The following is a 25,222-nucleotide window of genomic DNA, read 5'->3' as shown; positions in this document are numbered from 1 at the left end:
ATCCACGGCGGCGCTGATCCACGGCGGCGCTGATCCGGGAGCGCCCGCCGCGGCCGGTTCAGTCCCCCCCGGGCAGATCGGCCGCGGCGAGTGCGGCGTCCACCTCGCCGCGGGTCGGGCCGTACGCCCCGGCACGGCTGACGGTGATCGCGGCGGTCGCGACGGCACGCTGCAGGGCCGGCCGCACGTCGGCCCAGCGGGCCACCGCGAGCCGCGCGGCGGCCGCCCGGGAGCCGACGAAATCGGCGTCCACCAGACCGGAGATCAGCCCGGCCATGAACGAGTCGCCGGCGCCGACGGTGTCGGCCACCGTGACCGGCAACTGATCCATCTGGATCAGCTCCCGCTCGGCGGTCAGCGCGGCGATCGCGCCCCACGGGCCGCGGGTCACCACCACCAGCTTGGGGCCCCGGCCGCGCCAGTCGTCGATCACCTGCTCCAGCGGCAGATCACCGTAGAGCCATTCGATGTCCTCATCGGAGGCCTTGACCACATCGGAGAGCCCGATCAGTTCCTCGATCCGGTCCCGGACCGCCGCGGGGCTCTCCATCAGCGCCGGGCGGATGTTCAGGTCGTAGGAGATCGTGCCGTGTTCCCGCACCACCCGGACCGCGGCCACCACCCCGGAGCCGCCCGGTTCCAGCGTGCACGCGAAGCTGCCGGTGTGCAGGTGCTGGTAGTCCCCTTCGGCGGGCAGGTCGTTGAGCTGCCACTCCAGGTCGAAGGTGTATTCGGCGTGCCCGTGCAGGTCCAGGGTCGCGTACGCCACCGGGGTGCGTTCGGCGTCCTCCGAGCCGGGCGCGAGCCGCGCCCCCGCCGCCGTCACCCACTCCCGGATCCGCGCACCGCGCTCATCGCGGGCGATCCAGGCCCGGATGGTGGAATCGTGATCGAGCCGACCCAGGCCGCAGGCCACGTTCATCGGGCTGCCGCCGACGTGCTCAAAGGTGCGACCGTGCTGGTCAACCACATCTATCAGTGCCTCGCCGACGCTGAGCAGCCGGGGTCTGTTCATCGAGCATCCTCCGTCACGCCGAGCTTTGCCTCCATCTCCTCGAGTGGGACGCCCTTGGTCTCCGGCATCACCTTGAGCACCCAGATCAACTGGCCGATCATCGCGATGAAGAAGATCAGGAAGGCCACACCGCCGCCCAGGGCGCCGATGATCGGCGGGAACGCGAACGAGGTGATCGCGGCGAACACCCAGTGGGTAAGGGATCCCAGCGACTGACCCCGGCCGCGGATCCGGTTCGGGAAGATCTCGGAGATGAACACCCAGATCACCGAACCCTGGCCGAAGGCATGCGCAGCGATGAAGACCATCAACCCGAGCAGCACCAGCACACTGGAGGTCGAGTTGAAGCCGATCCGCTCGTAGAAGAACATCACCGCCGACAGGAATCCCAACGACAGCAGGTATCCGATCGATCCGACGATCATCAGGCTGCGCCGCCCGATCCGGTCGATCACCGTCAGCGCGGCCATTGTCGCGACCAGGTTCATCGCGCCGACACCGACGCTCATCAAGAAGGCGGCGTTGGTGCTGGCACCGGCGGCCTCCATCACCCGCGGCGCGTAGTAGAGGATCGCGTTGATGCCCGACATCTGGTTGAAGAAAGCGATCGCGACCGCGAGCAGAATCACCTTGCGGTGGTTGGGAGCGAAGAAGGGCACCGAGGGGGCGTTCTTGGCCGCCTTCAGCGAGGCCGAGATCTCCGCGATCTGGGCGTCGGACTCCTCGGTGGTCATGCACAGTCGCTCCGAGGTAGCCCGCGCCTCGTCCTCGCGTCCGTTGGCCATCAGCCAGCGCGGGGTCTCCGGCACGGTGGCGAGCAGCAGCAGGAAGATGACCGAGGGCACGGACATTACCCCGAGCATCCACCGCCAAGCGTGGTCCCCGTCGAACAACGCGCGGATGATCGCGTTGGAGGCGTACGCCACCAGGATGCCGAGCACGATGTTGAACTGGACCAGCCCGACCAGCTTGCCGCGGTTCTTCGGCGGCGCCACCTCGGCGGTGTAGATCGGCGCACACACGGAGGAGGCGCCGACCCCGATGCCACCGAGGAAGCGGAAGACCTGCAGCACCCACACGTTGGGCGCCAGGGCGGAGCCGATCGCACCGACCAGATAGAGGATGCCGATCACGAAGAGCACCTTCTTGCGTCCATAGCGGTCGGCCGGCTGGCCGGTGACCATGGCGCCGAGAATGGTGCCGATCAGGGCCGTGGTGACGGTGAATCCGAGCATCCCGTCGGACAGCCCGAACACGTGCTGGATGGACTTCTCGGCGCCGGAGATGACGGCGGTGTCGAAGCCGAAGATCAAACCACCGACGGCTGCCACGATTGCGCTGCGGATCACGAGGGGCTTCATATCCACACGCTAAACCCAGACACCGCCTGCCGGAAGACCCACGCTGTCGACATTCGGTTGCAGGTGGGTCACGAGATCACAGCCAGGAGACTTTGCCGGCCACCGCGGCGTATCCGACGAAGGCGACCACGTCGAGCAGGGTGTGCGCCACCACCAGCGGCATGCATCGCTTCCAGCGCAGGAAAAGCAGGCCGAAGACGACCCCCATCACGAGGTTGCCGAGGAACCCGCCGAACCCCTGATAGAGGTGGTAGCCGCCCCGCACCACCGCCGAGGCGATCAGCACCCACCACCAGCCGCCCAGCCCACGTCCCCTGAGCCACCCATCACGTTCCCTGAGCGAGCGAGCAACGAGCGAGTTGAAGGGCAACTGCCGCAGCCGGAGGAACACATAACCCAGCATCAGCACCTCCTCCAGCACCCCGTTCATCGCCGCCGCGAGCAGATAGACCGGCACCGTCCACCAGTTCTCGGCGAGGTTGGCCGGGGCGACATTGGTGTTGATCCCGATCTGGCGGGCGAACAGATAGAACGCCAGCCCCGGGATGCCGATCGCGGCCGCGATCGCCAACCCACGCAGCAGATCCCGCCCCGGCTGGGTCAGGTCGAACCCGATCCGTCGGATGGCCGGCAACTCGACCCGGTCCCCCGGCCAGGCGGCCCGGCCCGGCAGCAGGCTGAGCAGGTACAGCGCCAGCAGCACCGGAACCAGCGGGAACGCGAGGTTGGCGAGCTGGTAGGCCAGATCGAGCCACGGCCGGTCCGGGGTGGCCGAGGAGTTCATCGTGGTGGTCTGCTGCGACAGCGGCTGTTGCCGTGTCAGCCGATCCGCGATCCGCAGCACCGAATAGATCGCCGACTCCCCCAGCGACACCCCGAGCACCAGCAGCACCTCGACCAGCGGGCGGGCCGGGCCGACCCGAGCCACCCGGGGGACCTGGCTGCTCACGGGGTGAAGGTCTCCACCACCGCCACGATCAGGAACCAGCCCACCACCAGCAGCGCGATCACCCCCATGGCCAGGGCGGCGACCCGAAACGGGCTCCTCGGCTTGTCCCCACGTGGTCTGTGTTCCATCGATCCCTCCTCGCCGCGCTCACTGCCCCGGGCCGGTGCCGGTCCCCGCGGTCCGCACCAGGCCACGCGGCAGCTCGGCCAGTCCGCTCGGCTCCTCGGCCAGCCGGCGCGCCAGATAGCCGGACCAGTCCTCACCGAACGACAGGTTGGTACGCACCAGCAGCCCGGCGGCGGTCAGCCGGCGACGGTCGACCGGGTGCATCCGGTGATCCAGCAGGAACTCCTGATCGCCGACCCCGCGGCCGTGTCGCCGCACCAGGTCGGCACCGATCGCCAGCAGCCGCGGGTCGTGGGTGGCCACCACCGGGGTGGCGGGCCCCTCCATCAGGGTGCGCAGGCAGCGCACATAGGCCAGGTCGACGGCGCCGGTGTCGGTGTGCGCGGCATCGGGCACCGGATGCACCGAAAGCCGCACCAGGCGTACCCGCATCCCCAGCTCGCTGAACCGTTGCGCCTCGAGCTCGGCCCGGTGCAGGTGGGCGGCCAGGGTCACCCCCAGCGACCCGAACTCGCGGTGCAGGTCGGCGGCCAGGTCAAGCCCCAGCCTGGCGCCGCGCGGGCCCTCCGGGTCGAGGTTGACCCGATGCCCCAGTTCGGCCGCCACGGTGCAGATCCCGGCCAGCTGGGCCCGCGCGGCCGCCCCCGGATCGGCATCGGCGGACAGCGCCGACAACCGCACCGACAGTTCGGTGCCCTCGACCCCGGCCTCGCTCAGCCCGGCCAGCAACCGCCGGTACCCCTCGGCGGCGGCCGCCACCTCCGACCCGGTCCGGGACCGGTGGCGCAGCGGTTCCAGGGCCACCAGTCGTTCGGTGTCGGCCAGGGCCCGGGCGATCGGCAGCGCCTCGTCGTTGCCGAGCCCCAGGTGTCGCCGCGCCAGCGCGTGGCCGGCCGGGGTGGCAGCGAGTAGCGCTGCCAGTCGACCGTTTCGGGCGGCGGTGCGCACCACGGACCCCAGCACGTCGCCTCCTAAGACGGGTCCGCCACCGCGGCCAGGTGGGTGCGGGCGAAGTTGAGCGACTCGATCAGGTCCTGCTCGCGCTGCCGGCGGCTGCCCGCCCCGCGGGTGTTCACCTCGAGCACCACGTCGCCGGTGAACTCGGTGCTTGCGGCCAGGTGCCGCAGCAGTTCGGCGGCGGGTTGCTCGCCCCGGCCGGGGACCAGGTGCTCGTCCTTGAACGAACCCTTCCCGTCGGTCAGGTGCACGTGCTCGAGCCGGCTCCCCCAGGAGCGGGCGAGTTCGAGGGAGTCCTGCCGGGCCGTCGCCGCGTGGGACAGGTCGAGGGTCAGGTGGTCATAGTCCAGTTCGCTGGGGTCCCAGCCGGGCAGGTACGCCTTGAGCTCACCCCGGGGCGTCCGCCACGGGTACATGTTCTCCACGCAGAAACGGATCCCGGTGGTCTCGGTGAGCCGGCGTACGCCCGCCACGAAGCCACCGGCATAGCGGCCCTGCCAGCGAAACGGCGGGTGCACCACGACGGTCGGGGCGCCGAGTTGCAGTGCGGCGCGGGCCGAGCGTTCCAGCTTCTCCCAGGGATCCGATCCCCACACGCGCGGCAACAGCAGCAGGGTGGGCGCGTGCACCGAGACGATGGGCAGCTGGTGGTGATCGCGCAGCCGCTCCACGGCGTCGACATCCATCGACACCTGGTCCAGCCCGACCATCAGCTCCACCCCGTCATAGCCGAGCCGGCCGGCCCACTCGAAGGCGGCAGCGGTCGACTCGGGATAGACCGAGGTGGTGCTCAGGGCGATCCGCGCGCCAGTGCTGCTGCTCATCGGGTTCAGCCTACTCAGTGCTGTGTCGACAGCTGGTGCCAGACCCGATCTACGCCGCAGGCTCAGCGGTCGGGTGCGGCCTGGCCGATCAGGTCATTGTGCAGCAGCCGCGACTTCAGCCCGTTGCCGTTGAAGTAGTCGAGGTGGTCGAGATGGTTGAGGATGATCCCCTCCCGCAGGGCCCACGGGCAGATCTGCAGGGTGTCCACCCCGGCCAGCTCCATCACCGATTCGGCCACCACCGCGCCCGCCAGCAGCTGCGGGGCCCGGCCGTGGGACACCCCGGGGAGGTCAGCGCGATCGGCCGGCTTCATGTCGGCGATCCGCTCGACCGCCTCCGACAGCGCCGCCAGCTCCAGGGTGCGCGGCACGAACGGACCCTCGGCGGCCGGGGCGGTGCCGGTGATCCGGCCGAGGGTGCGGAAGGTCTTCGAGGTGGCCACGGTCTGGTCGAAGGGTCCCCGGCGCAGCACTTCGCCGATCACCGCCCCGATCTCGGCGCGGGCGTGGCGACGCAGCTCCGTGACCTCCTTGGGCCCGAACCGTCGCGCCATCCGACCGGCGCCGACCGGCACCGAGAGGGCCACCTCCGGCTCCTCGTCCTCACCGGCCGCGATCTCCAGGGACCCGCCGCCGATGTCGAACACGCTCAGCGTTCCCGCCGACCAGCCATACCAGCGTCGGGCGGCCAGGAAGGTGGCCCGGGCCTCGTCGCGACCCGAAAGCACCCGCAGCGACACCCCGGTCTCCTTCTTCACCGCGGCGATGACGTCGTCGCAGTTGGAGGCCTCCCGCAGGGCGGAGGTGACGAACGGCAGCATCTCGGCGCAACCGGTGCGTTCGGCGAAGTCGCGGCAGGAGGCGACCATGTCGACCAGCTGCGCGATCCCCTCCTTGTTCATCGCGCCGTCGGAGGTGAGGTGTTCGGCCAGCCGCAGCTCCCGCTTGTGGGAGGCGGCCGGAATCGGGGCGCCGCCGACCCGGGCGTCCACCACCAGCAGATGCACCGTGTTCGAGCCGATGTCGAGAACGCCAAGTCGCACCCGCACATTGTGGCGCCTCGCAGGCGTACGCCCCAACTCGCCCGCCTGCTGGCGAATCCGCCCGCTCGCAGCGCGGTCTCCCGGGTAGTTCCGAGGAGTAGGGTGCACGCCGTGCCCGAGATCCTGCTCGACTTTCCCCGGTCCTATGTGGAGTTCGCCGACCCCGCCGATGCGGACCAGGTGTTCCGTTGCGACCTGACCTGGCTCACCTCGCGGTGGCAGTGCATCTTCGGCAACGGCTGCCGCGGGATCTATGCCGACCGTCCCGACGACGGTTGCTGCACCCTGGGCGCGCACTTCTCCGACGCCGACGACGAGGCGCGGGTGGCCAAGGCCGTGAAACGGCTCAAAAAGCCCTACTGGCAGCACAAGGCGGCCGCCCGCGACGGCGGCTGGGTCGAGGAGGAGGACGCCGGCGAGGGGGAGGCTCCGGCCCGCAAGACCCGGGTCGTGGACGGTGCCTGCATCTTCTTGAATCGGCCCGGATTCCCCGGCGGCGAGGGCTGCGCGCTGCACTCGCTGGCGCTTCGTGAGGGCCGGGATTTCGTGCAGACCAAGCCGGATGTGTGCTGGCAGCTGCCGTTGCGGCGGCAGTACCGGACGGTGACCCGCGCCGACGACTCGAGCTACACCGAGGTGACGATCGGTGAATACGTGCGGGCGGGTTGGGGGCCGGGCGGGCACGACCTGGACTGGTACTGCACCTCCAACACCGAGGCGCACACCGCCGACGAACCGGTCTATCGCGGCAACGCCGCCGAGTTGACCGAGCTGATGGGTCCGGCCGCATATGCCCTGCTGGTTGGGTTCTGCGAAGACTTCGAGGTTGCTGGTGGGCGGACCGGGCATCCCGCCAGCAGATCGCGGTGATCTGTCGCGTTCCTGCCCCGGAACCGGACCCGATTCGTTCGGTCGAGGGCACGGGGGCCACAATGGGCACCATGCACGTCGACCATCTCGTCTTCGCCGCCGGCCCGGAAGGCCTCCAGGCCACCGCTGAACGGCTCAGCAAGGTTCTCGGTGAGCAGTCCCGGGATGGCGGCTTCCATCCACGGTTCGGCACCCGGAACCGGTTGATCCCGCTGGCCGACGACCGCTATGTGGAGATCGTCGAGGTGCTGGAGCACCCGGTGGCCGAGAAGGCCCCGTTCGGGCAGGTGGTGCGGGCCCGCTCCGAGGCCGGTGGCGGCTGGCTGGGCTGGGTGCTGTCGGTGGATGACCTCGCCCCCTACGAGGAGCGGCTGGGCCGGGAGGCCGTGGACGGTTCCCGGCACTTTCCCGACGGGCGGCTGCTGGAGTGGAAGCAGATCGGTGTGAAGGGGTTGATGGCCGACCCGCAGGTGCCCTTCTTCCTGAAGTGGATCTCCGAGGAATCCGTACGCCCGAAGGCGTTGGACGGGCGGGTGGAGCTGATCCGCCTCGAGCTGGCCGGGGACAAGGCGCGGGTCGAGGAGTGGATCGGCGGGCGCTGCGAGGACCTGCTCGGCAACTTCGAGATCGAGTGGATCGCCCCCAACGGGCAGCCCGGGATCGTCGCCGCGCACTTCCGCACCGACTCCGGCAAGATCCGCGTCTGATGGCGGAGGCCCCCCGCGTCCGCCTCCGAGAGTGCATCGAGGCGCTGCCCGCCTATCGCCCCGGCCGTCCGGCCCGGCCCGGACCGGATGGCCGGGCGTACAAGCTGTCCAGCAACGAGAACCCGTTCCCGCCGCTGCCCGGCGTGCTGGAGGCGGTGCAGGCGTCCTGTGCGGAGATGAACCGCTATCCCGACGCCGGCAACCTCGGTGTCGGTGAGGCCGTGGCGGCGATGCTCGGCGGGGGTGTCAGCACCGAGCACCTCGCCTTCGGCACCGGTTCGGTGGCGGTGCTCTTCCACGCCCTGCAGGCGGTCTGCGATCCGGGCGACGAGGTCGTGTACGCCTGGCGCAGCTTCGAGGCGTACCCGATCGGGGTCCAGCTGACCGGCGCCCGCGGGGTACCGGTGCCGCTGCGCCCCGACACCACCCACGACCTGGCCGCGATGCGGGCCGCGATCGGCCCGCGGACCCGGGCGGTGCTGCTCTGCACCCCGAACAACCCGACCGGGCCGACGATCGAGCACGACGAGCTGGTTTCCTTCGTGGACAGCGTTCCCGCGGACGTGCTGGTGATCGTCGATGAGGCCTACGTCGAGTTCGTCACCGACCCGCGGGCAACCCGCGGGCTCGAGGTGTGGGCCGAACGGCCCAACGTGATGGTGCTGCGCACCTTCTCCAAGGCCTACGGACTTGCCGGCTTCCGGGTCGGGTACGCCGTCGCCCACGAACGGGTCGCCGCTGCACTGCGCGGGGCCTCGCTGCCGTTCGGCGTCTCGCTGCCGGCGCAGGCCGCGGTGGTGGCGTCGGTGCAGGCAGCGGGGCCGTTGCTGGAACGGGTTCGCGAGCTGGTCGCCGAGCGGGAGCGGGTGGTGGATTCCCTGCTGGAGCTGGGATTCCGGGTGCCGCAGAGCCAGGGCAACTTCTTCTGGTTGCCGGCTGGCGAACGTACCGGCGAGTGGGCCGAGCACTTCGCCAGCAACGGGGTCTCCGGGCGGGCGTACGCCGCCGGCGAACCCAGCGACGGGGTACGGATCAGCATCGGCACCCCCGAGGCCAACGACCGGGTGCTCGAGCTGGCACGCGCCCTCCCCCGCTGAACCGATGACCGAGCCTGTCGGTCCCGGCGCATAGCATCTGAGGCGTGGCAAAGGCATCGACGAAACCCGCGTACCACTGCACCGAGTGCGGTTGGACCTCGCTGCGCTGGGTCGGCCGCTGCGGGGAGTGCCAGACCTGGGGGTCGGTGGTCGAGCAGGGCGCACCAAAGGTCGCCGAGGTGCGCACGTCCGCGCCGACCACCCGGGCGGTGCCGATCGCCGAGGTCAGCGCCCGGGCCGCCGACCGCTCGCTGACCAGGGTCGCCGAGCTCGACCGGGTGCTCGGTGGCGGCCTGGTGCCGGGCGCGGTCGTGCTGCTGGCCGGTGAGCCCGGGGTGGGCAAGTCGACCCTGCTGCTGGAGGTCGCCGCGCGCTGGGCGCGCGCCGGGCGGCGTACGCTCTATGTGTCCGGCGAGGAGTCCGCGGCCCAGGTGCGGCTGCGCGCCGACCGGACCCGGGCACTGGCCGATGATCTCTACTTCGCCGCCGAATCCGACCTTGGGACGATCCTCGGCCACATCGAACAGTTGGACCCGTCGCTGATGGTGCTCGACTCGGTGCAGACCGTCAGCACCACCGAGGCCGACGGCTCCCCCGGTGGGGTGAGCCAGGTCCGCGAGACGACGGCCGCCCTGGTCCGGGTGGCCAAGCGGATCGGGATGGCCGTGGTGATCGTCGGCCACGTCACCAAGGACGGGGCGATCGCCGGACCGCGGACGATGGAGCACCTGGTCGACGTGGTGCTCAACTTCGAGGGCGACCGGCACTCCGGTTTCCGGATGGTGCGGGCGGCCAAGAACCGGTTCGGGCCGGCCGACGAGGTCGGCTGCTTCGAGATGGCCGGGGAGGGGATCGTCGAGGTGCCCGACCCGTCGGGGCTGTTCACCTCCTCCCACGCCGAGCCCGTCTCGGGCACGTGCGTCTCGGTGATCATGGAGGGCCGCCGGCCGCTGCTGGCCGAGGTGCAGGCGCTGGTGGTGCCCAACGTGCAGCAGAAGCCGCGGCTGATCACCCACGGCCTGGAGAACTCGCGGGTCACCATGCTCACCGCGGTGCTGCACCGACGCGCGCAGGTCAAGGTGCTCAACCACGACGTGTACGCCTCCACCGTCGGCGGCGCCCGGGTGCTGGACCCGGGGATCGACCTGGCCGTGGCGATCGCGATCGCCTCGGCGGCCCGCAACCAGACCGCGACCGGCCCATCCGACGACCGCCGGCTGGTCGCCATCGGCGAGGTGGGCCTGGCCGGGGAGCTGCGGCGGGTGCCGGGGCTGGATCGGCGGATCGCCGAGGCCGGCCGGCTCGGCTTCAACACCGCGATCGTGCCCACCGAACGGGGTGCCAGACCGAAACCGCGGGCGACCAGCGGGATGCGGGTGATCGAGGTGGCCACCCTGCGCGAGGCGCTGTTCCAGGCGCTCAACCAGAATGTGGTGAACGTCCGACGCGAGCCCGGCAACGCCCGCTGACCGGACCACAGTCGCCACCACAAAGCGGACCCTAGGATTGCCCGGACCGACCAGACGAGCCGACCCAGACGAGGAGACCCCGTGCCCGACACCCCCGCCCGGATCCGTCGCTATCGCGCCCTGATGGCGCCGGGCACCCCGCTTCGGGAGGGGCTGGAGCGGATCCTGCGCGGTCGTACCGGCGCCCTGGTGGTGCTCGGCACCAATCGCCAGGTGGAGGAGATGTCCACCGGCGGCTTTCGGATCGACGTGCCCTTCACCGCGACTGCGCTGCGCGAGCTCGCCAAGATGGATGGTGCGATCGTGCTGTCCGCGGACGCCGAGCAGATCGTCGCCGCCGGCGTACACCTGTCGCCGGATCCGACCCTGCCGACCGTCGAAACGGGGACCCGGCACCGGACCGCTGACCGGCTCGCCCAGCAGACCGGGCTGGCGGTGGTGACGGTGTCGGCGTCGATGAACACCATCCAGCTGTTCCTGCGGCACACCCGCACGCTGGTCGAGAACTCCGAGGCGATCCTCAGCCGCGCCCACCTGGCCCTGCAGACGCTGGAGCGATACAAGGAGCGGCTGCTGCAGGTGCTGAACCGGCTTTCCGGGATGGAGGTGCAGGATCAGGTCACCGTGCGCGACCTGGTCATCGTCGCCCAGCGGTTGGAGATGGTACGCCGACTCGCGGAGGAGACCGGTGGTTACGTCAACGAGCTGGGCACCGACGGTCGGCTGCTGGAGCTGCAGTTGCTGGAGGTGAACATCGGGTTGGCCGACCTGCCCGAACTGCTGGCCCAGGACTATCGCCCCGACGACAACGCCCCGTTCGGGTTCGACCACCTGCCCGAGCTGTCGGACGCCGAGCTGGTCGACGCCTCGGTGGTGGCCCGGGCGATCGGGTTCACCGATCACCTGGAGTCGCGGGTGTCGGCGCGCGGCTATCGGCAGCTGGCGAGCATCAACCGGTTGCCCGCCGCAGTGACGGCGCGACTGGTCGAGCAGTTCGGCAACCTGCAGCAGCTGTTCGGCGCGAGCAGCGCCGAACTGCAGCTGGTCGAGGGGGTCGGCGAGAGCCGCGCCCGGATGATCCGGGACAGCCTCACCCGGCTGGCCGAGGCGGCGTACACCAGCGACCCGCTGGGCTGAGCCTGTCGACGCCGGCTGAGCCTGTCGAAGCCTGCGGGCGGCTCAGCCCTGCAGCTGCATCACCAACTGGACCGGGCGGGCGCCCTGCACCTGCGCGGTGGCGACGTAGGTGCCCGAGTTCATCGGTTCGCTGCCCTTGCGGCACTGGCCGACCGAACGGTTGGACAACCACTCCTGCTGCCAGCTGAGGTCCCGATCGGGGTCGAGCAGGACCTTCTTGGGCGGCATCCCGATCACGCAGTCGAGGGTGGACCAGATCCGGTCGGTACCCGAATAGACCTTCAACTCGAAGGTGCGTTCGGTGACCTCGAGCCGGCAGCGGCGACCGGTGCCGTTGACGATGGAGACCCGGAACGACGTCGGCACGTGGGCTGTCACCTGACGCGGCCCGTCGACGGCGACCCGCAGTCCGGCCGGGTCGCACCACTCCGGCTCACCGGTCGTCGGCGCCGGCGCGGGTGGCGGCACGGGCGCGGGTGCCGGCGCCTGGAAGGTCGCGGGCGCCCGGCTCGGAGCGGGGGCGGGGGTTTGCGTGGGGGCGGGGGTCTGGGCCGGCGTGGCGGTGACGCTCGGCGTGACCGAACTGGTCGGTGTGGTCGGCGTGGTCGGTGCCTCGGGCTCCGGGGGTGATGCCGGGGCCGGGGCTGGGGCTGCCGGGGGCTCGGTCGCCGCGGCGGGTGGGGCGGCGGGCTCCTCGTTCCCCCTGGCCTGACTCAGCCCACTGACCATGAATCCGACGCCGACCAGCAGAGCCACCAGGACAGCCAGCACCGCTGCCCGGCGCAGCCAGTACGTCTGCGTACTCTCGGGGCCGATCGGATGCACAAGTCCGCCCATGGCACGGAGCGTAGTTTTCCCAACCCGTCAGACGGCGAAGGCTCGCCCAGCGGGTAACGGATTGATCAAGATCCACCCGGCCCTCCCCCTGCGGTGCCCGTCCCCGGCTGTGCACTCTTGATCTCCCCACGCGATCAAACCCCGCCTTGAGCTCCCACGCGATCAAAAGTGCATCGCGCGGAGCCACCAGCTGGCGGGCCAGCCACGCGGAGGTGGGGCGGCACTATTCTCGGGCGCATGCCCGAGCGCCTGGAGAACCGGCACGCCGAACTGGTGACGGCTGTCGTCGACTGGTTCGGCGAGCACGCCCGGGACCTGCCGTGGCGGCGGCCCGAGGCGGGGCCCTGGGGCGTACTCGTCAGTGAGTTCATGCTGCAGCAGACTCCGGTCTCGCGGGTGCTCGAGCCGTGGGCGCAGTGGCTGCAGCGCTGGCCCAGCCCGGCAACCCTGGCCGCTGACCCGCCGGGGGAGGCGGTGCGGATGTGGGGCCGCCTGGGTTACCCGCGTCGGGCCCTGCGCCTGCACGCCGCGGCCGTCGCGATCGTGGAGCGGCACGATGGGCAGATCCCCGCCGACCACGACGCGCTGCTGGCGCTGCCCGGAGTGGGCGCCTATACCGCTGCGGCCGTCTCGGCGTTCGCCTTCGGCGGCGACGAAGTCGTGCTGGACACCAACGTGCGCCGCGTGCTGGCCCGGGCGGTCGGCGGCGTCGAGTTCCAGGCGAACTCCCCGACCGCCGCCGAACGCCGGCTCGCGGCCGAGGTCTGGCCGCCCGAGGGTGCCGCCCGCTGGTCCGCCGCCGCGATGGAGCTCGGGGCACTGGTCTGTACCGCGGCCACCCCGCGCTGCGTGGACTGCCCGATCCTCGCCGACTGCGCCTGGGTCACCGCCGGACGCCCGCCCCACTCCGGCCCGCCCCGCCGCGGGCAGGCGTACGCCGGCACCGACCGGCAGGTGCGGGGCCGGCTGCTGGAGGTGCTGCGGGCCAGCGAGGAACCGGTGGCCGCCGCCCGCCTCGACCTGGTCTGGGACGACCCGGTGCAGCGCGACCGCGCACTGGCCTCGCTGCTGACCGACGGTCTGGTGGTCCGACGCGGCAAGGAATACGCGTTGCCCTGACCGAGCAGCTCAGCGCGGCGGCTCCGGGTCGGCGTACCCCTCGGTGAGCCGCTTCTGCAGGAACAGCACGTCGTGCCAGCGACCCAGTTTCCAGCCGGCCATCTCGGCGACACCGAGGTCGGTGAAGCCGAAGTGTCGGTGCAGCCCGATGCTGGCCTCGTTGGGCAGGGCGATCGAGGCGATCGCGACCACATAGCCGCGCTCGGTCAGTCGCTGCAGCAGGGCGGCGTACAACGCCTTTCCCGCCCCGGCACGCCGCAGCCCGCGCCGCAGATAGACGCTCACCTCGGTCGACCACTGCCAGGCGAACCGCCCGCGGAACGGCCCGGCGTAGGCGTGCCCGAGGATCTGCCCGTCCAGCTCGGCGACCAGGAAGGCGTGGGCCTGCTGGGCCGCCGCGATCCGTTCGGCCATCTCCTGCGGCGGGCAGGGGCGGTCCTCGAAGGTGATCGCGGTCTCGGTGGTGTAGGGGGCGTAGGTCGCGGCGATCGCCGCGGCGTCGCTCGCGCGGGCGTCCCGGATGTTCAGCTCAGGCACCGGGTCAATCTAGTGGCTGCGGAGGCTGCGTGGCGGCCGCTGGTAATCTGCGCAAGACCCCCGGGAGGGCCGATCCATGCCACGTTCGCCCAGCTGCGCACCCCGGACCGGACGACCCCGGTCCGGGACCGAGTTGCGCGCGTGAAGGTGGTGGTCGCGGCCATCGGCAGCCGAGGCGATGTGGCGCCGTTCGCGCACCTGGCCGGGCGCCTGGTGTCCGAGGGGCACGAGGCGACCCTGGTGACCCACGAGTCGCTCGCCACGTTGGCGGAGCCGGCACTGCCCGTCATCCCCGTACCGAGTGACCCGGCCTCGCTGATGGCCGGTCCGGCCGCGCACGCGGTGCGCCGGGTCGATCCGCGCAAGCTCAACCGGACCCGTGACCTGTTCGCGCAGTTCGTCCACTCCGCGATGGAACCGACCCGGGAGGCCCTGGCGGGTGCCGACGTGCTCGTCGCCTCGACCTTCGCCATCGCGGCGGTCGACGAGGCCATCCGGCAGGCGGTCCCGGTCGTCCGGGCGCACATGTGGCCGGAATACCCGGGCCTCGGCGGCCCGATGCCGCTGTTGCCCTACGGATGGCTCGTGCCCGCTCCCGCGCGGCGCCTCGCGCGGGGCGCGTTGCGCCGTGTCGAGCCCTATCTCGGCGGACTCGACGGGTGGTGGGAGCGTGGTCGACTGCACCTGGTCGCCCGACACCCGGTGGGGCTGACGACCGCGACCGCCGGCTCGCTGTACGCGTTCAGCCCGCTCATCCTCCCGAGCCCGCCCAAGGCGGGGATCGCCACGGGGTGGTGGACCGCCGCGGCCGGCCCGTCGACGTTGTCCACGGAGGTGTCCAGTGCATTGGCAGATGGTGGGGACTGGATCTACGCCGGGTTCGGTTCGATGCACCAGGGCGATCCGACCACGTGGCTGGAGCGGCTGGGCGCCGCCTGCGAGCGCGTCGGGGTACGCGCGGTCGTCCAGGTCGGCGGCGTCCGCGGCCGACCCCACCCGCGACTGCTGTGCGTCGGTGATGAGCCGCACGACGAGTTGCTGCGCCACGTACGCCTCGCCGTCCATCACGGTGGCGCCGGGACGACGGGCAGCGTCGTACGCGCCGGCGTCCCCTCCGTCGTGGTGCCCCACCTGGCCGATCAGTTCTATTGGGGTTGGCGCCTGCGCGCGTTGGGGGTGGCCACCGCTTCGAACCGCCGGGCCCTCGCGTCGACGCGTGTCCTGAGCAGGCTGATCGAGGAGGCTCTCGCCCCGGCCCCGGCCATCCGCGCGGCCCGGCTCGCCCACCGGGTCCGGGACGAGGACGGTTGCGGCCGCGCGGTCCGCCAGCTCGAGGGGTGGGTGGGCGGCCCGGGCCGCGGACCCACCCCGCGCTCCCGATGACCGCGCCCGCGCACCGCGCCGCGGGCGCCACCGCGGCCGGCGGAGCACCCGGTCCGCTGCGCCTGGCGGCCGTGCCGATGGTCGGCGTCACCATCCTCCTGCTCGCCGTGGCACCCCGCTACGGGCCGCACTGGGATGAGCTCTATTTCGGCATGCTGCCGCTGCGCTGGTGGTACGTCGATCAGCCACCCCTGACGGTCTGGTTGACCTGGGCCGCCACCCAGTTCAGCGCAGAGCTCTGGGTGCAGCGGCTCCCCGCCGTCGCCGCCGCCGCGGCCGGGGTCGTCGTGGCGGGCCTGTTCCCGCGGACCGTCGGCGCCGGGCCGAGCACCCAGCGGCTCGCGGCCTGGGCACACGGGTTCACCGTCTATCCGCTGATCATGGGCCACATCTTCACCACCGCGGCGCTGGACCTGCTCGCCTGGCAGGTGGTGATCCTGCTCGTGCTGCGGGCGAGCACCGGCCACCGGCACAGCCTCACGTGGGCCGGCGCCGTGGCCGGCATCGCCTGCTGGAACAAGCTGCTGATCGTGGTGCTGGTGGCGGCCCTCTTCATCGCCCTGCTGCTCACCGACCGGCGGCTGCTGCGGACCCGTCAGGCCCTCGCCGGCGGCTGCCTGTTCGGGGTGATCGCCACCCCCCAGGTCGCCGCGCAACTCGCACACGGGCTGCCCATGGTGCAGGTCTCGGCCGGGCTGGTGGCGCAGCAGGGGTCTCAGGTGCGCCTCATCCTGCTGCCCGCGCTGGCCCTGTTTCTCGGGCCGCCGCTGCTTCGGGTCTGGGTGAGCGGGCTGATCGATCCGTGGCGGGACGCCGGACGCCCGGCGCGCTTTCTGCTGCCGACGGTGCTGCTGCTGATCCTGTGGACGTTCACGTTTCCGTCCCAGCCCCACTATCCGGTCGCCGCGGCGCTGCCCGCCCTGGCACTGGGGTGGGCCAGCCCACGCCTTCGGGACCGCTGGAGTCTGCGCACCAGGCGTACCGTGATCGCCGCCAACTCCGCCGTGGCCTGCCTGCTCTGCCTACCGCTGGTGCCCTCCTCCGATCCTTGGCTGCCCGTCCTGTCGCGGCTCAACCCGACGATCCGCGACCAGGCCGGCTGGCGGGAGCGCGCCCAGCAGATCGAGGCCACCCGCGGCAGCGGTGAGGCCGTCCTCACCGACAACTACGCCCTGGCCGGCGCCGTGCACCGCTTCTCCCCGGGCGGACCGGATCGGGCTTCGGTGCACTCCGGCCACAACGCGCTCTGGGAGCTGGGGCCACCGCGCTCCGAGCGCGTACTGCTCGTCGGTCGACAGGCCGTGGCCCAACGGGCACTCTTCCGGTCGTGCACCCCTGCGGGGACGCTGCGAACCGCACCCGTGGTCCATCCGCAACTCGCCGAGGTGCCGATGCTGCACTGCACCGACCCGGTCGCCAGCTGGCCGACGCTCTGGCCGCGGTTCCGCCGGCTGAGCGGGTGACGATCCGCGCCCTCAACGCCCCCGCGCCCTCAACGCCCCCGTGACCCCAGCACCCGGGCGGCCTCCCACAGCAGGGCGAGCAGGAGGCAGCCGACGATGACCAACTCCCCCGCCCCGCGCGGCAGTGGGCTGACCGGCAGCCGGCTCTCGGCGCAGAGGACGAGGGCGGCACCACCGAGCACTCCTCGTCGCACCCGGCCCGGCCGCAGCCAGGGCGTCCCGGGGCGGATGCCGGACAGCAGCAGCCCGGCACCCGGCACCACGAGTGCCAGGACCACCCCTACGAGGTGGAGCGCCCCGTCATCGCCGGCGGGAAAGACCCCAGCGACGACCAGGCCCCCGCCCATCACGCCCACCCCGCCGGCCAGGACGCGTCCCCAGAGGGCGTGCAGGCACCCGGCGGCCGCGACCAGCAGCACTCCGGTGAGCATCAGCCCCGCGTTGAAGATTGCGAAACCGGGCGAGCAGATCCACCTGCCGCCGCGGGTGCGGCAGGAACCGTCCCCGAGGTCGCTGATCAGGTTCAGGTACCAGATGTAGGACGTTCCGCTCGTGCCGAGCGAGACCGCGACGGTGGCCGCGAAGCAGGCGAGCGCGATGATCACCGCCAGGGCCCCGAACCGAACGCGGCGGTCGACGTACGCGGTACGGGGGGTTGCTGGCCCCACCCGGTCACCACCCGCACGGGGTGGCTGTGGAGATTGGGCCGCGGGCACCTGTCAGTCCACCGGTTTCGGGCCGGCCGAGCGGGTGGCCCCGATCGAGGCGATCACCACGCACGCCATCGCGATCCACTCGATCACCCCGAGCCGCTCGCCGAGCAGCAGCAGCGCCGCGAGCGCCGCGGCGGCCGGTTCGAGGCTCATCAGGATGCCGAAGGTACGCGCCGGCATCCGGCGCAGCGCGGTCAGCTCCAGGCTGTAGGGGACCACGGAACTGAGCAGTCCGACCGCGGCCCCGATCAGCCAGACGTGGCCGTTGCAGAGGTCGGCGGCCCCGCCGTCGGCGAGCATCGGCACGCTGGCCAGGCCGGTCGCGATGGTGCTCGCCACGGCCAACCCGCTCACCCCCGACCAGCGCTGTCCCGTGCGACCCGACAGCAGGATGTACCCGGCCCAGGCGGCACCGGCCAGCACCGCCAGCCCGACCCCGATCCAGTCCAGCGTCACCGGCCCGAAGCCGAGCAGCAGCACCCCGACCGCGGCCAGTGCGGCCCAGATCAGGTCCCGGGCCCGCCGCGAGCCGAGCACCGCGACCGTCAGCGGTCCGAGGAACTCGATCGTGACGGCCAGCCCAAGCGGGATCCGCGCGAAGCTCTGATAGATCGCCCAGTTCATCAACGCCAGCACCGCTCCGAAACCGGCCACCACCACCCAGTCCGACCGGGTACGCCCGCGCAACCGGGGCCGCGCCAGAGCCAGCAGCACCACCGTCGAGGTGGCCAGCCGCAGCCACACCATGGTGCTCGGGCTGACTTGGCCGAACAGCCCCTTGGCGATGGCCGCGCCGACCTGCACCGAGACGATCGAGGCGAGCACCAGCAGCCAGGCCGGGACTCCCCGCTCGGCCCGATCGACGTCGGCCGCGATGTTCACGAGACCCGGCCCGTTGCGGGCGTACGCCGACGCAGCAGTTCCTCGGCGAGCAGCCCCACCGCCAGTGCCCCGGTCGCGGCCAGCACGGCGTCCCACCAGATCTGCATCAGGTCGGCCATCCGCGCCTCGGCGGGCCGGGCCGCGCGGTACCAGATCCGCACCTCGGTGCCCTTGGCCGGGGCCGGCTCGGTGGTCCACTGCTGATCCACCCGGCGATACTGGCCGTTGCTGTCGGCATACTCGATGGTGACCGTCCAGGCCGGTGGTCTGCGCGGTTGCCCGTCCGGGCCCGGCAGCGGCTGGACCTGCACCACCTCACCGGTCACCGCGTTGGTGCCCAGGTGGAAATAGAGGTTCTGCACCGCCAGCACCGTCGCGGTGATCCCCAGCCCGATCGCGACCACCACCAGCACCCGGCCCAGCAGCACCCTGGCCGGGTGGGCCGGGCGGACCGGGTCGGGCGCGATCGTCACCGGTGCAGGCTACCCCCCGAACGACCAGCGCCCCGCCCCTGATCAGGGACGGGGCGCTGTCGGCGACCTCCGGGGCGTACGCCTCAGCCGGCGTGCTTGTCCTCCTCGCCCTCGCTCGGGCCGGTCAGCTCGACCGGCACCTGGTCGGGGGCGGAGTCCTTGCTGGAGCCGGTGAAGGTGAACGGGTGCTCCTCGGCGTCGTCACCCTTGTTCACGTCGACCAGCACGATCTCGCCGGCCTTCACCTCGCCGAACAGGATCTTCTCGGCCAGGACGTCCTCGATGTCGCGCTGCAGCGCTCGACGCAGCGGCCGCGCACCGAGCACGGGGTCATAACCGCGCTTGGCGATCAGCTCCTTGGCCGGCTTGGTCAGCTCGATGCCCATGTCGCGGTCGGCCAGCCGACCCTCGATCTCGGCCACCATCAGGTCGACGACCTGCTCGATGTCCTCCGGCGTGAGCTGGTGGAAGACGACGATCTCGTCGATCCGGTTCAGGAACTCGGGGCGGAAGTGCTGCTTCAGCTCGTCCGCCACCTTCGCCTTCATCTTCTCGTAGGAGGACTCGGTGTCCCCGGCCTGGGAGAAGCCGAGGTTGACCGACTTGTTGATGTCGCGGGTACCGAGGTTGGTGGTCATCACGATGACGGTGTTCTTGAAGTCCACCACCCGGCCCTGGGCGTCGGTCAGCCGACCCTCGTCGAGGATCTGCAGCAGCGAGTTGAAGATGTCCGGGTGCGCCTTCTCGATCTCGTCGAACAGGATCACCGAGAACGGCTTGCGGCGCACCTTCTCGGTGAGCTGGCCACCCTCTTCATAGCCGACATAGCCGGGCGGGGAGCCGAACATCCGCGAGGCGGTGTGCTTCTCGGAATATTCGGACATGTCGAGGGTGATCAGGGCGTCCTCGTCACCGAACAGGAACTCGGTCAGCGCCTTGGTCAGCTCGGTCTTTCCGACACCCGAGGGGCCGGCGAAGATGAACGAACCACTGGGTCGCTTCGGGTCCTTCAGACCGGCCCGGGTACGCCGGATCGACCGCGACAGCGCCTTCACGGCGTCGTGCTGGCCGATGTAGCGCTTGCCGATCTCGTCCTCCATCTTGAGCAGTCGCGCGGACTCCTCCTCGGTGAGCTTGAACACCGGGATGCCGGTGGCCGAGCTGAGCACCTCGGCGATGGTCTCCTCGTCGACCTCGGCGATGGTGGAGTCATCGCCCTGCTTCCAGGCCTCCTCCTTCTCGGCGCGCCTGGCGAGCAGCTTCTTCTCGTCATCACGCAGCCCGGCGGCCCGCTCGAAGTCCTGGGCGTCGATCGCCGCCTCCTTCTCCAGGCGTACCGCCGCGATCTTCTCGTCGAACTCGCGCAGGTCCGGCGGGGCGGTCATCCGGCGGATCCGCAACCGGGCCCCGGCCTCGTCGATCAGGTCGATCGCCTTGTCGGGAAGGAAACGGTCCTGGATGTAGCGGTCGGCCATCTGCGCCGCGGCGGTGAGCGCCTCGTCGGTGATGGTGATCCGGTGGTGCGCCTCGTAGCGGTCCCGCAGCCCGCGCAGGATGTCGATCGTGTGCGCGATCGACGGCTCGCTGACCTGGATCGGCTGGAAGCGGCGCTCCAGCGCGGCGTCCTTCTCGATGTGCTTGCGGTATTCGTCGAGGGTGGTCGCACCGATCGTCTGCAGCTCGCCGCGGGCCAGCATCGGCTTCAGGATCGAGGCCGCGTCGATGGCTCCCTCGGCGGCACCCGCGCCGACCAGGGTGTGGATCTCGTCGATGAACAAGATGATGTCGCCGCGGGTGCGGATCTCCTTGAGCACCTTCTTCAACCGCTCCTCGAAGTCACCGCGATAGCGGGAACCGGCGACCAGCGCGCCCAGGTCGAGGGTGTAGATCTGCTTGTCCCGAAGGGTTTCCGGGACATCACCGCGCACCACGGCCTGCGACAGGCCCTCGACGACGGCGGTCTTGCCGACGCCGGGCTCGCCGATCAGCACCGGGTTGTTCTTGGTACGCCGGGACAGCACGGTCATCACGCGCTCGATCTCCGGCTCGCGGCCGATCACCGGGTCGAGCTTGTTCTCCCGGGCGGCCTGGGTCAGGTTGCGGCCGAACTGGTCCAGCACCGTGGAGCTGGCCGGGCCGCCCTGGCCGGGCTCGGTGGCCGCGCCGACGCCGGCCGGCTCGCCGCCCTTGTTGCCCTGGAAGCCAGAGAGCAGCTGCAGCACCTGGTTGCGTACCCGGTTGAGGTCGGCGCCCAGCTTGACCAGCACCTGGGCGGCGACGCCCTCGCCCTCGCGGATCAGGCCGAGCAGGATGTGCTCGGTGCCGATGTAGGAGTGGTTCAGCTGCAGCGCCTCGCGCAGCGACAGCTCCAGCACCTTCTTGGCGCGCGGGGTGAACGGGATGTGGCCGGTGGGCGACTGCTGCCCGTGGCCGATGATCTCCTCGACCTTCTCCCGGACGGCCTCCAGGGAGATGCCGAGGGACTCGAGAGCCTTGGCGGCGACGCCCTCGCCCTCGTGGATCAGGCCAAGCAGGATGTGCTCGGTGCCGATGTAGTTGTGGTTGAGCATCCGGGCCTCGTCCTGGGCCAGCACGACGACCCGTCGTGCCCGGTCGGTGAACCGCTCGAACATGTAGTACTCCTCGGCTTGTGTGTCCTTCAACTGTAGTCGTCACTCGGGTGTCACCAAGGTGTTTCACGAATGGCGATCCGGAGTTGAGCCCAGCGGACTCAACAACCTTCGCGGTTGCCGCGCTATTCCGCGCGTGGAGCGGGTTTCGCCGGGGGCGAACAGGCGGCTACGGGTACGCTGTCGCCGTGACCGACGCACAGACGACCCGACCGAACCCGCCCACTCTGACCCTGCTCAGGGTGTCCGCCGCCGTGACGGCCCTGGGCGCGGTGGTGCAGACCGGGCTCGGCATCGCGCTGGCCGTGGGCAGCACCGGCGGACTGCAGATCCACTCGGTGGTGGCGATGGTCACCCTGCTCGCCGCAGTGGTCGCCGGCGTCGCTGCCGGCCTGTGGTCCCGCCGGGGCGGGAATACCGGGCTGATGATGCACGCGCTCAGTGTGGCGGTGCTGGCGGTGGTCCAGTTCGGGCTCGGCGAGGCGCACGTGCGGACCGTGCACATCGTGCTCGGCGTGGTGTTCCTGGTCGCCGCCGTGGCGCTGGCGACGCTGGCGTACCGGAAGCCCTACGCCGCCAACCCCCACGGCGCGCTGAACGAGTCCACCCACCACCACGACGCCTGAGGTGGCCGCGGAGTCGGCGTCCGGCGAGGACGCCCAGTATCGATCGCCCGCCCGCCGGGCGTTGACCCTGGTCAAGGAGATCGCCATCGTGGTGATCGGCGCCATGGTCGTCTCCGCGCTGCTGCGGGCGTTCGTGTTCGAGCCGTTCACCATCCCCTCGGGTTCGATGGAGAACACCATGCAGGTGAACGACAAGGTGGTGGCGCAGAAGCTCACCACCTTCAAACGTGGTGACGTGATCGTGTTCCGCGACCCGGACAACTGGGTGCCCGGGCAGCGCGAGCAGCGCACCGGCATCGTCGGACGCGGCCTGGAGTTCATCGGGGTGCTGCCGAACTCCAGTGACGACTTCCTCACCAAGCGGGTGATCGGCACCCCCGGTGACAAGGTGAAGTGCTGCGACGTGCAGGGCCGGGTGAGCGTGAACGACCAGCCGCTGGACGAGACCTATCTGTACGCCGACAACAACGGCCGGGTGCTGCCCTCGGAGAAACCGTTCGAGGTGGTCGTGCCGATCGGCCGGGTGTTCGTGCTCGGGGACCATCGCAACGCCTCGGCCGACTCCCGGTGCCATCTGGCCGACGTGAACACCTCCGGCGGACCGCCGGGCGAATCGGCGTTCGTGCCGGAGGAGAACATCGTCGGCCCCGTGGGACTGATCGTGGCCCCCTTCGAGCGCTGGCAGCAGTTGCGGACACCAGCCACCTTCGACGAGGTGCCGGCACCCCAGCAGGACGCCCCGGAGCGGGCCCGGATCGTCACCTCGTACCGCTGCTGAGGGGCGGATTCGGGGGACCGGAGTTCACCCGCCGAGTTCGTCGAGCCGGGCCAGCAGCTGGGCCGCCTCGTGCTCGCGGTCTGCGAGCTCGATGGCCGTCAGGTCGGCCCGTTCGCCGGCCTCCCTCGACCGCTGCTCCAAGTGTGGTCGCTGGTCGGTGAGTCCCGACAGCTCGGCCTCGGCGGTCGCCAACTCCCGCCGCAGTTCCGCCACCCGGGCGGACGATTCGGCGGCGCGCTGGCCGAGGTCGGCCAGCTCCTGATCGGCTCGGACGCGGTCCCGTTCCGCCTGCTCGTGGGCGCTGCGGGCGTCGTTCAGGCGTAAATGCAGCCCATCCAGCTGCCGTTCCAGGCGACGGATCTGCCGGCTGCGCTCCTCCCCCGGCTCGGCGGACTCCGGATCGTGCGCGGGGTCCCGCCCCGCGGCGGGGGCGGGCGTACGCACGGGCCGCAACGGAATCACCTGGGCGAGCGGGGCAAACAGGTCGACCGGACCGAAACCGGCTGCCCGGACGGTGGCGACCATCGCCCCCGCGGCGATCCGCTCCCCCAGCTCCGGATCGGCCAGGGCCGCCTGCAGGGTCTCGTTGGCCTCGGTCAGGGCCGCCTGGGTGGGCTGCCAGCCGCGGCCAGCTGCGGCCCGGGCAGCGTTTCGGGTGGCTTCGTCGAGCACCTCTCGTCGGGTGGCGGTCAGGTCTCGCAGCGCCGTCGCATCGGCCGCCCGGTGCGCTTGGGCCAAGTCTTGTCCGAGCTCTCGCACACGCTGGACCGACTCGGAGAAATCGGCCGCCAGAACATTCAGCAGCCAGGCACCCCGACTGGGTTTGCGCAGTTTCCGGATCGCCGCGGCAGCGGCACGATCACCCGTTGCGGCTGTCGATTTGGCGATTTCCGCGCGGCCAGCGACGAAATGGTCGAGGTCGCCGCAGTAGAGCGCTCGCACCTCGGCCGCGACGTCCGATCCGATGGCGTCCGAGGCCATTGACTAATCGGTTCAGCTGTGCGCGCGCTCGTAGGCCTCGCGCACCTCGGAGGGCACACGGCCGCGGGCATTCACCGTCATGCCCTGTTCCGAGGCCCAGGCGCGGATGTCGGTCGCGGAGCCGCGCTGCGGGCGGGACTGACCACGCTTGCGACCGGCCACGCGGCGAGCATTTCCGAGCCACGGTCCGATCGCATTGCGGAATTTCGCCGCGTTCTTCTCGGACAGGTCGATCTCGTAATCCACGCCATCCACGGAAAAGCGGATGGTTTCATCGGCCTGGGAGCCGTCGATATCATCTTCAAGAACGACCTGTACGCGTTGCGCCACAATATTTCCTCTCAATGTTGCTTATGAGCCGCTTATTACGGCAGTTCAGACAATAGTCCGAACGGAGGGTCATTCACAAGCCGACGAAGAATTACGCCTTGTTCGTCTCGACACATTTCCCTGCTTATCGTCGAATGCGCTGTTTCGGCTCTATTCCGCAACCTTGGACGAGTGGCAGCACCCGCCCGGCCGGGCTCGGCTCATCGGGTGCCGGTCGCTGTCGGGGTCGGCTGCGGGCTGCTGGCCGGGGTGGCGCTGCGCATCACAGTCGGGGTTGGCGTCGGCGTCGGGGTTGGGGTTGGCGCCGGCCCACGGCGAGATCCACGGGTGCAGCGCCGTCAATGGCCAGATCGATATCGGTGAACAGGTCCAGGATCGACAGGACCTCCTTGTCGGGGAGGGCGACGCCGGCCCCGGCGTCGAGTTCCTCGGGGGAGAGACCTTCAGACAGGGCAGACATGTGCAAGCTCCTCCATGTCAGAGACGCGATCACACTGCGGCGGCGTGAGCGGGCAACAGCAAGGTTGGCAGGCCGTGCCAGATCGAAGCCTTCTCGGCTCCTGCTGCCTGGGGGTGGCCGGCGCGTGCGACAGGGAACTTGTGAAGTTTTTGTTCGACACGACCATTCCTATTGATCAGCGGGCCGCACCGGAAGGTTACGCAAATGAGATCTTCATTAGAGTTTGCCAAACCCGATCGTGCCGCGGTCCGGATGGTCGGCTGTGGCTTCGTTCGCTTGGTGGCGGGGTTTTTGCAGCGCTCCGTGGCGGTCTTGTTGCCGCGATCATGCAGGACTGGCTGCAGGTAGGTGTCGCGGTCTGAACCGAGAGGGGTGCGCCCGGTCGGGGCCGTTTGGATCGCTGCCGCTACGTCAGAGTCCGAAGGCTCCGCCGCTGACGAGGATCACGATGCCGA

Annotated in this window: 28 protein-coding genes; 12 read left to right on the top strand and 16 right to left on the bottom strand. The window is 70.8% G+C overall.

The window, feature by feature from the left end:
• Positions 1-58 precede the first annotated feature (58 nt).
• The 7 genes from CGZ93_RS06945 to CGZ93_RS06920 form a co-directional block, all read right to left on the bottom strand.
• Positions 59-1,015, bottom strand: coding sequence for a PfkB family carbohydrate kinase (locus tag CGZ93_RS06945; RefSeq protein WP_094363425.1), 957 nt, complete (start codon positions 1,013-1,015; stop codon positions 59-61).
• Positions 1,012-2,376 carry a sugar porter family MFS transporter gene (locus CGZ93_RS06940; RefSeq protein ID WP_094363424.1) on the bottom strand — a complete coding sequence of 455 codons (1,365 nt, stop codon included), beginning with the start codon at positions 2,374-2,376 and terminating at the stop codon, positions 1,012-1,014. Before CGZ93_RS06940 ends, CGZ93_RS06945 begins: the two co-directional genes overlap by 4 nt.
• Positions 2,377-2,452: 76 nt before the next feature.
• Positions 2,453-3,325, bottom strand: coding sequence for a CPBP family intramembrane glutamic endopeptidase (locus CGZ93_RS06935; RefSeq protein WP_229117266.1), 873 nt, complete (start codon positions 3,323-3,325; stop codon positions 2,453-2,455).
• Positions 3,322-3,453: a hypothetical protein gene (locus tag CGZ93_RS19730; RefSeq protein ID WP_267489719.1), complete on the bottom strand. Its 132-nt coding sequence runs from the start codon at positions 3,451-3,453 to the stop codon at positions 3,322-3,324. The genes CGZ93_RS06935 and CGZ93_RS19730 overlap by 4 nt, the downstream gene beginning before the upstream one ends.
• Before the next feature lie 19 nt (positions 3,454-3,472).
• Positions 3,473-4,414, bottom strand: a complete 942-nt coding sequence (locus tag CGZ93_RS06930; RefSeq protein WP_094363423.1) for a proline dehydrogenase family protein — start codon at positions 4,412-4,414, stop codon at positions 3,473-3,475.
• 8 nt (positions 4,415-4,422) lie between these two features.
• Positions 4,423-5,232, bottom strand: a complete 810-nt coding sequence (locus CGZ93_RS06925; RefSeq protein WP_094363422.1) for a sugar phosphate isomerase/epimerase family protein — start codon at positions 5,230-5,232, stop codon at positions 4,423-4,425.
• A gap of 62 nt (positions 5,233-5,294) precedes the next feature.
• Positions 5,295-6,275: a Ppx/GppA phosphatase family protein gene (locus CGZ93_RS06920; protein WP_094363421.1), complete on the bottom strand. Its 981-nt coding sequence runs from the start codon at positions 6,273-6,275 to the stop codon at positions 5,295-5,297.
• Between the two features lie 111 nt (positions 6,276-6,386).
• Between CGZ93_RS06920 and CGZ93_RS06915 the strand changes: the two genes are divergently transcribed.
• The 5 genes from CGZ93_RS06915 to disA all read left to right on the top strand — a co-directional run bounded on the left by CGZ93_RS06915 (position 6,387) and on the right by disA (position 11,555).
• Entirely contained in the window at positions 6,387-7,145 is a 759-nt protein-coding gene (locus tag CGZ93_RS06915) for a hypothetical protein (protein ID WP_094363486.1), read from the top strand.
• 71 nt (positions 7,146-7,216) lie between these two features.
• Positions 7,217-7,852: a VOC family protein gene (locus tag CGZ93_RS06910; protein ID WP_094363420.1), complete on the top strand. Its 636-nt coding sequence runs from the start codon at positions 7,217-7,219 to the stop codon at positions 7,850-7,852.
• A complete protein-coding gene (locus CGZ93_RS06905; RefSeq protein ID WP_094363419.1) occupies positions 7,852-8,949 on the top strand; it encodes a histidinol-phosphate transaminase in 1,098 nt (365 codons plus the stop codon). Before CGZ93_RS06910 ends, CGZ93_RS06905 begins: the two co-directional genes overlap by 1 nt.
• A 44-nt stretch (positions 8,950-8,993) precedes the next feature.
• A complete protein-coding gene (radA, locus tag CGZ93_RS06900) occupies positions 8,994-10,418 on the top strand; it encodes a DNA repair protein RadA (RefSeq protein WP_094363418.1) in 1,425 nt (474 codons plus the stop codon).
• A gap of 81 nt (positions 10,419-10,499) precedes the next feature.
• The gene (gene disA, locus CGZ93_RS06895) at positions 10,500-11,555 is read left to right on the top strand and encodes a DNA integrity scanning diadenylate cyclase DisA (RefSeq protein WP_229117265.1); all 1,056 of its coding nucleotides are present in this window, start codon (positions 10,500-10,502) and stop codon (positions 11,553-11,555) included.
• Positions 11,556-11,597: 42 nt separating this feature from the next.
• Here disA and CGZ93_RS19725 read toward each other — a convergent pair whose 3' ends face one another.
• On the bottom strand, positions 11,598-12,392 hold the full coding sequence (locus CGZ93_RS19725; RefSeq protein ID WP_141211119.1) for a hypothetical protein: 795 nt from the start codon (positions 12,390-12,392) through the stop codon (positions 11,598-11,600).
• Between the two features lie 237 nt (positions 12,393-12,629).
• On the opposite strand from CGZ93_RS19725, the gene CGZ93_RS06880 reads away from it, so the two are divergent.
• Positions 12,630-13,511, top strand: coding sequence for an HhH-GPD family protein (locus tag CGZ93_RS06880; protein WP_094363415.1), 882 nt, complete (start codon positions 12,630-12,632; stop codon positions 13,509-13,511).
• 9 nt (positions 13,512-13,520) lie between these two features.
• On the opposite strand, the gene CGZ93_RS06875 is transcribed toward CGZ93_RS06880, so the two are convergent.
• On the bottom strand, positions 13,521-14,048 hold the full coding sequence (locus tag CGZ93_RS06875) for a GNAT family N-acetyltransferase (RefSeq protein ID WP_229117264.1): 528 nt from the start codon (positions 14,046-14,048) through the stop codon (positions 13,521-13,523).
• 141 nt (positions 14,049-14,189) lie between these two features.
• Here CGZ93_RS06875 and CGZ93_RS06870 point away from each other — a divergent pair, with 141 nt between their 5' ends.
• Positions 14,190-15,431 (top strand): glycosyltransferase, encoded by a 1,242-nt coding sequence (locus CGZ93_RS06870; RefSeq protein WP_094363413.1) that lies wholly within the window; start codon positions 14,190-14,192, stop codon positions 15,429-15,431.
• Positions 15,428-16,894, top strand: a complete 1,467-nt coding sequence (locus CGZ93_RS06865) for a glycosyltransferase family 39 protein (RefSeq protein ID WP_141211117.1) — start codon at positions 15,428-15,430, stop codon at positions 16,892-16,894. The genes CGZ93_RS06870 and CGZ93_RS06865 overlap by 4 nt, the downstream gene beginning before the upstream one ends.
• Positions 16,895-16,923: 29 nt before the next feature.
• On the opposite strand, the gene CGZ93_RS06860 is transcribed toward CGZ93_RS06865, so the two are convergent.
• From CGZ93_RS06860 to CGZ93_RS06845, 4 genes are all read right to left on the bottom strand, one after another.
• Complete coding sequence (locus CGZ93_RS06860; protein WP_094363411.1) at positions 16,924-17,562, bottom strand: hypothetical protein; 639 nt, start codon at positions 17,560-17,562, stop codon at positions 16,924-16,926.
• 51 nt (positions 17,563-17,613) lie between these two features.
• A complete protein-coding gene (locus CGZ93_RS06855) occupies positions 17,614-18,489 on the bottom strand; it encodes an EamA family transporter (RefSeq protein ID WP_176451664.1) in 876 nt (291 codons plus the stop codon).
• Complete coding sequence (locus CGZ93_RS06850; RefSeq protein ID WP_094363409.1) at positions 18,486-18,962, bottom strand: DUF3592 domain-containing protein; 477 nt, start codon at positions 18,960-18,962, stop codon at positions 18,486-18,488. The genes CGZ93_RS06855 and CGZ93_RS06850 overlap by 4 nt, the downstream gene beginning before the upstream one ends.
• Before the next feature lie 83 nt (positions 18,963-19,045).
• On the bottom strand, positions 19,046-21,595 hold the full coding sequence (locus CGZ93_RS06845) for an ATP-dependent Clp protease ATP-binding subunit (protein WP_094363408.1): 2,550 nt from the start codon (positions 21,593-21,595) through the stop codon (positions 19,046-19,048).
• A 185-nt stretch (positions 21,596-21,780) separates the two neighbouring features.
• Between CGZ93_RS06845 and CGZ93_RS06840 the strand changes: the two genes are divergently transcribed.
• Both CGZ93_RS06840 and lepB read left to right on the top strand, forming a co-directional pair.
• A complete protein-coding gene (locus CGZ93_RS06840) occupies positions 21,781-22,218 on the top strand; it encodes a hypothetical protein (RefSeq protein WP_094363407.1) in 438 nt (145 codons plus the stop codon).
• Position 22,219: 1 nt separating this feature from the next.
• Entirely contained in the window at positions 22,220-22,996 is a 777-nt protein-coding gene (lepB, locus tag CGZ93_RS06835) for a signal peptidase I (protein ID WP_094363406.1), read from the top strand.
• 24 nt (positions 22,997-23,020) lie between these two features.
• Here the strand turns inward: lepB and CGZ93_RS06830 are convergent, their stop codons facing one another.
• Positions 23,021-23,734 (bottom strand): hypothetical protein, encoded by a 714-nt coding sequence (locus CGZ93_RS06830; RefSeq protein ID WP_141211116.1) that lies wholly within the window; start codon positions 23,732-23,734, stop codon positions 23,021-23,023.
• Between the two features lie 3 nt (positions 23,735-23,737).
• On the opposite strand from CGZ93_RS06830, the gene CGZ93_RS18335 reads away from it, so the two are divergent.
• Complete coding sequence (locus CGZ93_RS18335) at positions 23,738-23,980, top strand: hypothetical protein (protein ID WP_141211115.1); 243 nt, start codon at positions 23,738-23,740, stop codon at positions 23,978-23,980.
• Between the two features lie 9 nt (positions 23,981-23,989).
• Here the strand turns inward: CGZ93_RS18335 and CGZ93_RS06825 are convergent, their stop codons facing one another.
• On the bottom strand, positions 23,990-24,307 hold the full coding sequence (locus tag CGZ93_RS06825) for a histone-like nucleoid-structuring protein Lsr2 (RefSeq protein WP_094363404.1): 318 nt from the start codon (positions 24,305-24,307) through the stop codon (positions 23,990-23,992).
• Between the two features lie 262 nt (positions 24,308-24,569).
• On the bottom strand, positions 24,570-24,767 hold the full coding sequence (locus CGZ93_RS06820; protein WP_176451663.1) for a hypothetical protein: 198 nt from the start codon (positions 24,765-24,767) through the stop codon (positions 24,570-24,572).
• A gap of 44 nt (positions 24,768-24,811) precedes the next feature.
• Here CGZ93_RS06820 and CGZ93_RS18325 point away from each other — a divergent pair, with 44 nt between their 5' ends.
• Complete coding sequence (locus CGZ93_RS18325; protein WP_141211113.1) at positions 24,812-25,129, top strand: hypothetical protein; 318 nt, start codon at positions 24,812-24,814, stop codon at positions 25,127-25,129.
• Positions 25,130-25,222: the final 93 nt, after the last annotated feature.

The sequence above is a fragment of the Enemella dayhoffiae genome, from assembly GCF_002250625.1.
In the GTDB taxonomy this organism is placed as follows: Bacteria; Actinomycetota; Actinomycetes; order Propionibacteriales; family Propionibacteriaceae; genus Enemella; species Enemella dayhoffiae.
Note: the sequence above shows the minus strand (reverse complement) of the source record. Positions and strands in the feature narration are given on the sequence as shown.

What these genes read in the sequence shown, in the direction of transcription:
- CGZ93_RS06945 (WP_094363425.1), bottom strand. Translation starts at nt 1,015, where the DNA reads ATGAACAGACCCCGGCTGCTCAGCGTCGGCGAGGCACTGATAGATGTG.
- CGZ93_RS06940 (WP_094363424.1), bottom strand. Translation starts at nt 2,376, where the DNA reads ATGAAGCCCCTCGTGATCCGCAGCGCAATCGTGGCAGCCGTCGGTGGT.
- CGZ93_RS19730 (WP_267489719.1), bottom strand. Translation starts at nt 3,453, where the DNA reads ATGGAACACAGACCACGTGGGGACAAGCCGAGGAGCCCGTTTCGGGTC.
- CGZ93_RS06925 (WP_094363422.1), bottom strand. Translation starts at nt 5,232, where the DNA reads ATGAGCAGCAGCACTGGCGCGCGGATCGCCCTGAGCACCACCTCGGTC.
- CGZ93_RS06910 (WP_094363420.1), top strand. Translation starts at nt 7,217, where the DNA reads ATGCACGTCGACCATCTCGTCTTCGCCGCCGGCCCGGAAGGCCTCCAG.
- CGZ93_RS06905 (WP_094363419.1), top strand. Translation starts at nt 7,852, where the DNA reads ATGGCGGAGGCCCCCCGCGTCCGCCTCCGAGAGTGCATCGAGGCGCTG.
- CGZ93_RS19725 (WP_141211119.1), bottom strand. Translation starts at nt 12,392, where the DNA reads ATGGGCGGACTTGTGCATCCGATCGGCCCCGAGAGTACGCAGACGTAC.
- CGZ93_RS06880 (WP_094363415.1), top strand. Translation starts at nt 12,630, where the DNA reads ATGCCCGAGCGCCTGGAGAACCGGCACGCCGAACTGGTGACGGCTGTC.
- CGZ93_RS06865 (WP_141211117.1), top strand. Translation starts at nt 15,428, where the DNA reads ATGACCGCGCCCGCGCACCGCGCCGCGGGCGCCACCGCGGCCGGCGGA.
- CGZ93_RS06845 (WP_094363408.1), bottom strand. Translation starts at nt 21,595, where the DNA reads ATGTTCGAGCGGTTCACCGACCGGGCACGACGGGTCGTCGTGCTGGCC.
- CGZ93_RS06820 (WP_176451663.1), bottom strand. Translation starts at nt 24,767, where the DNA reads ATGTCTGCCCTGTCTGAAGGTCTCTCCCCCGAGGAACTCGACGCCGGG.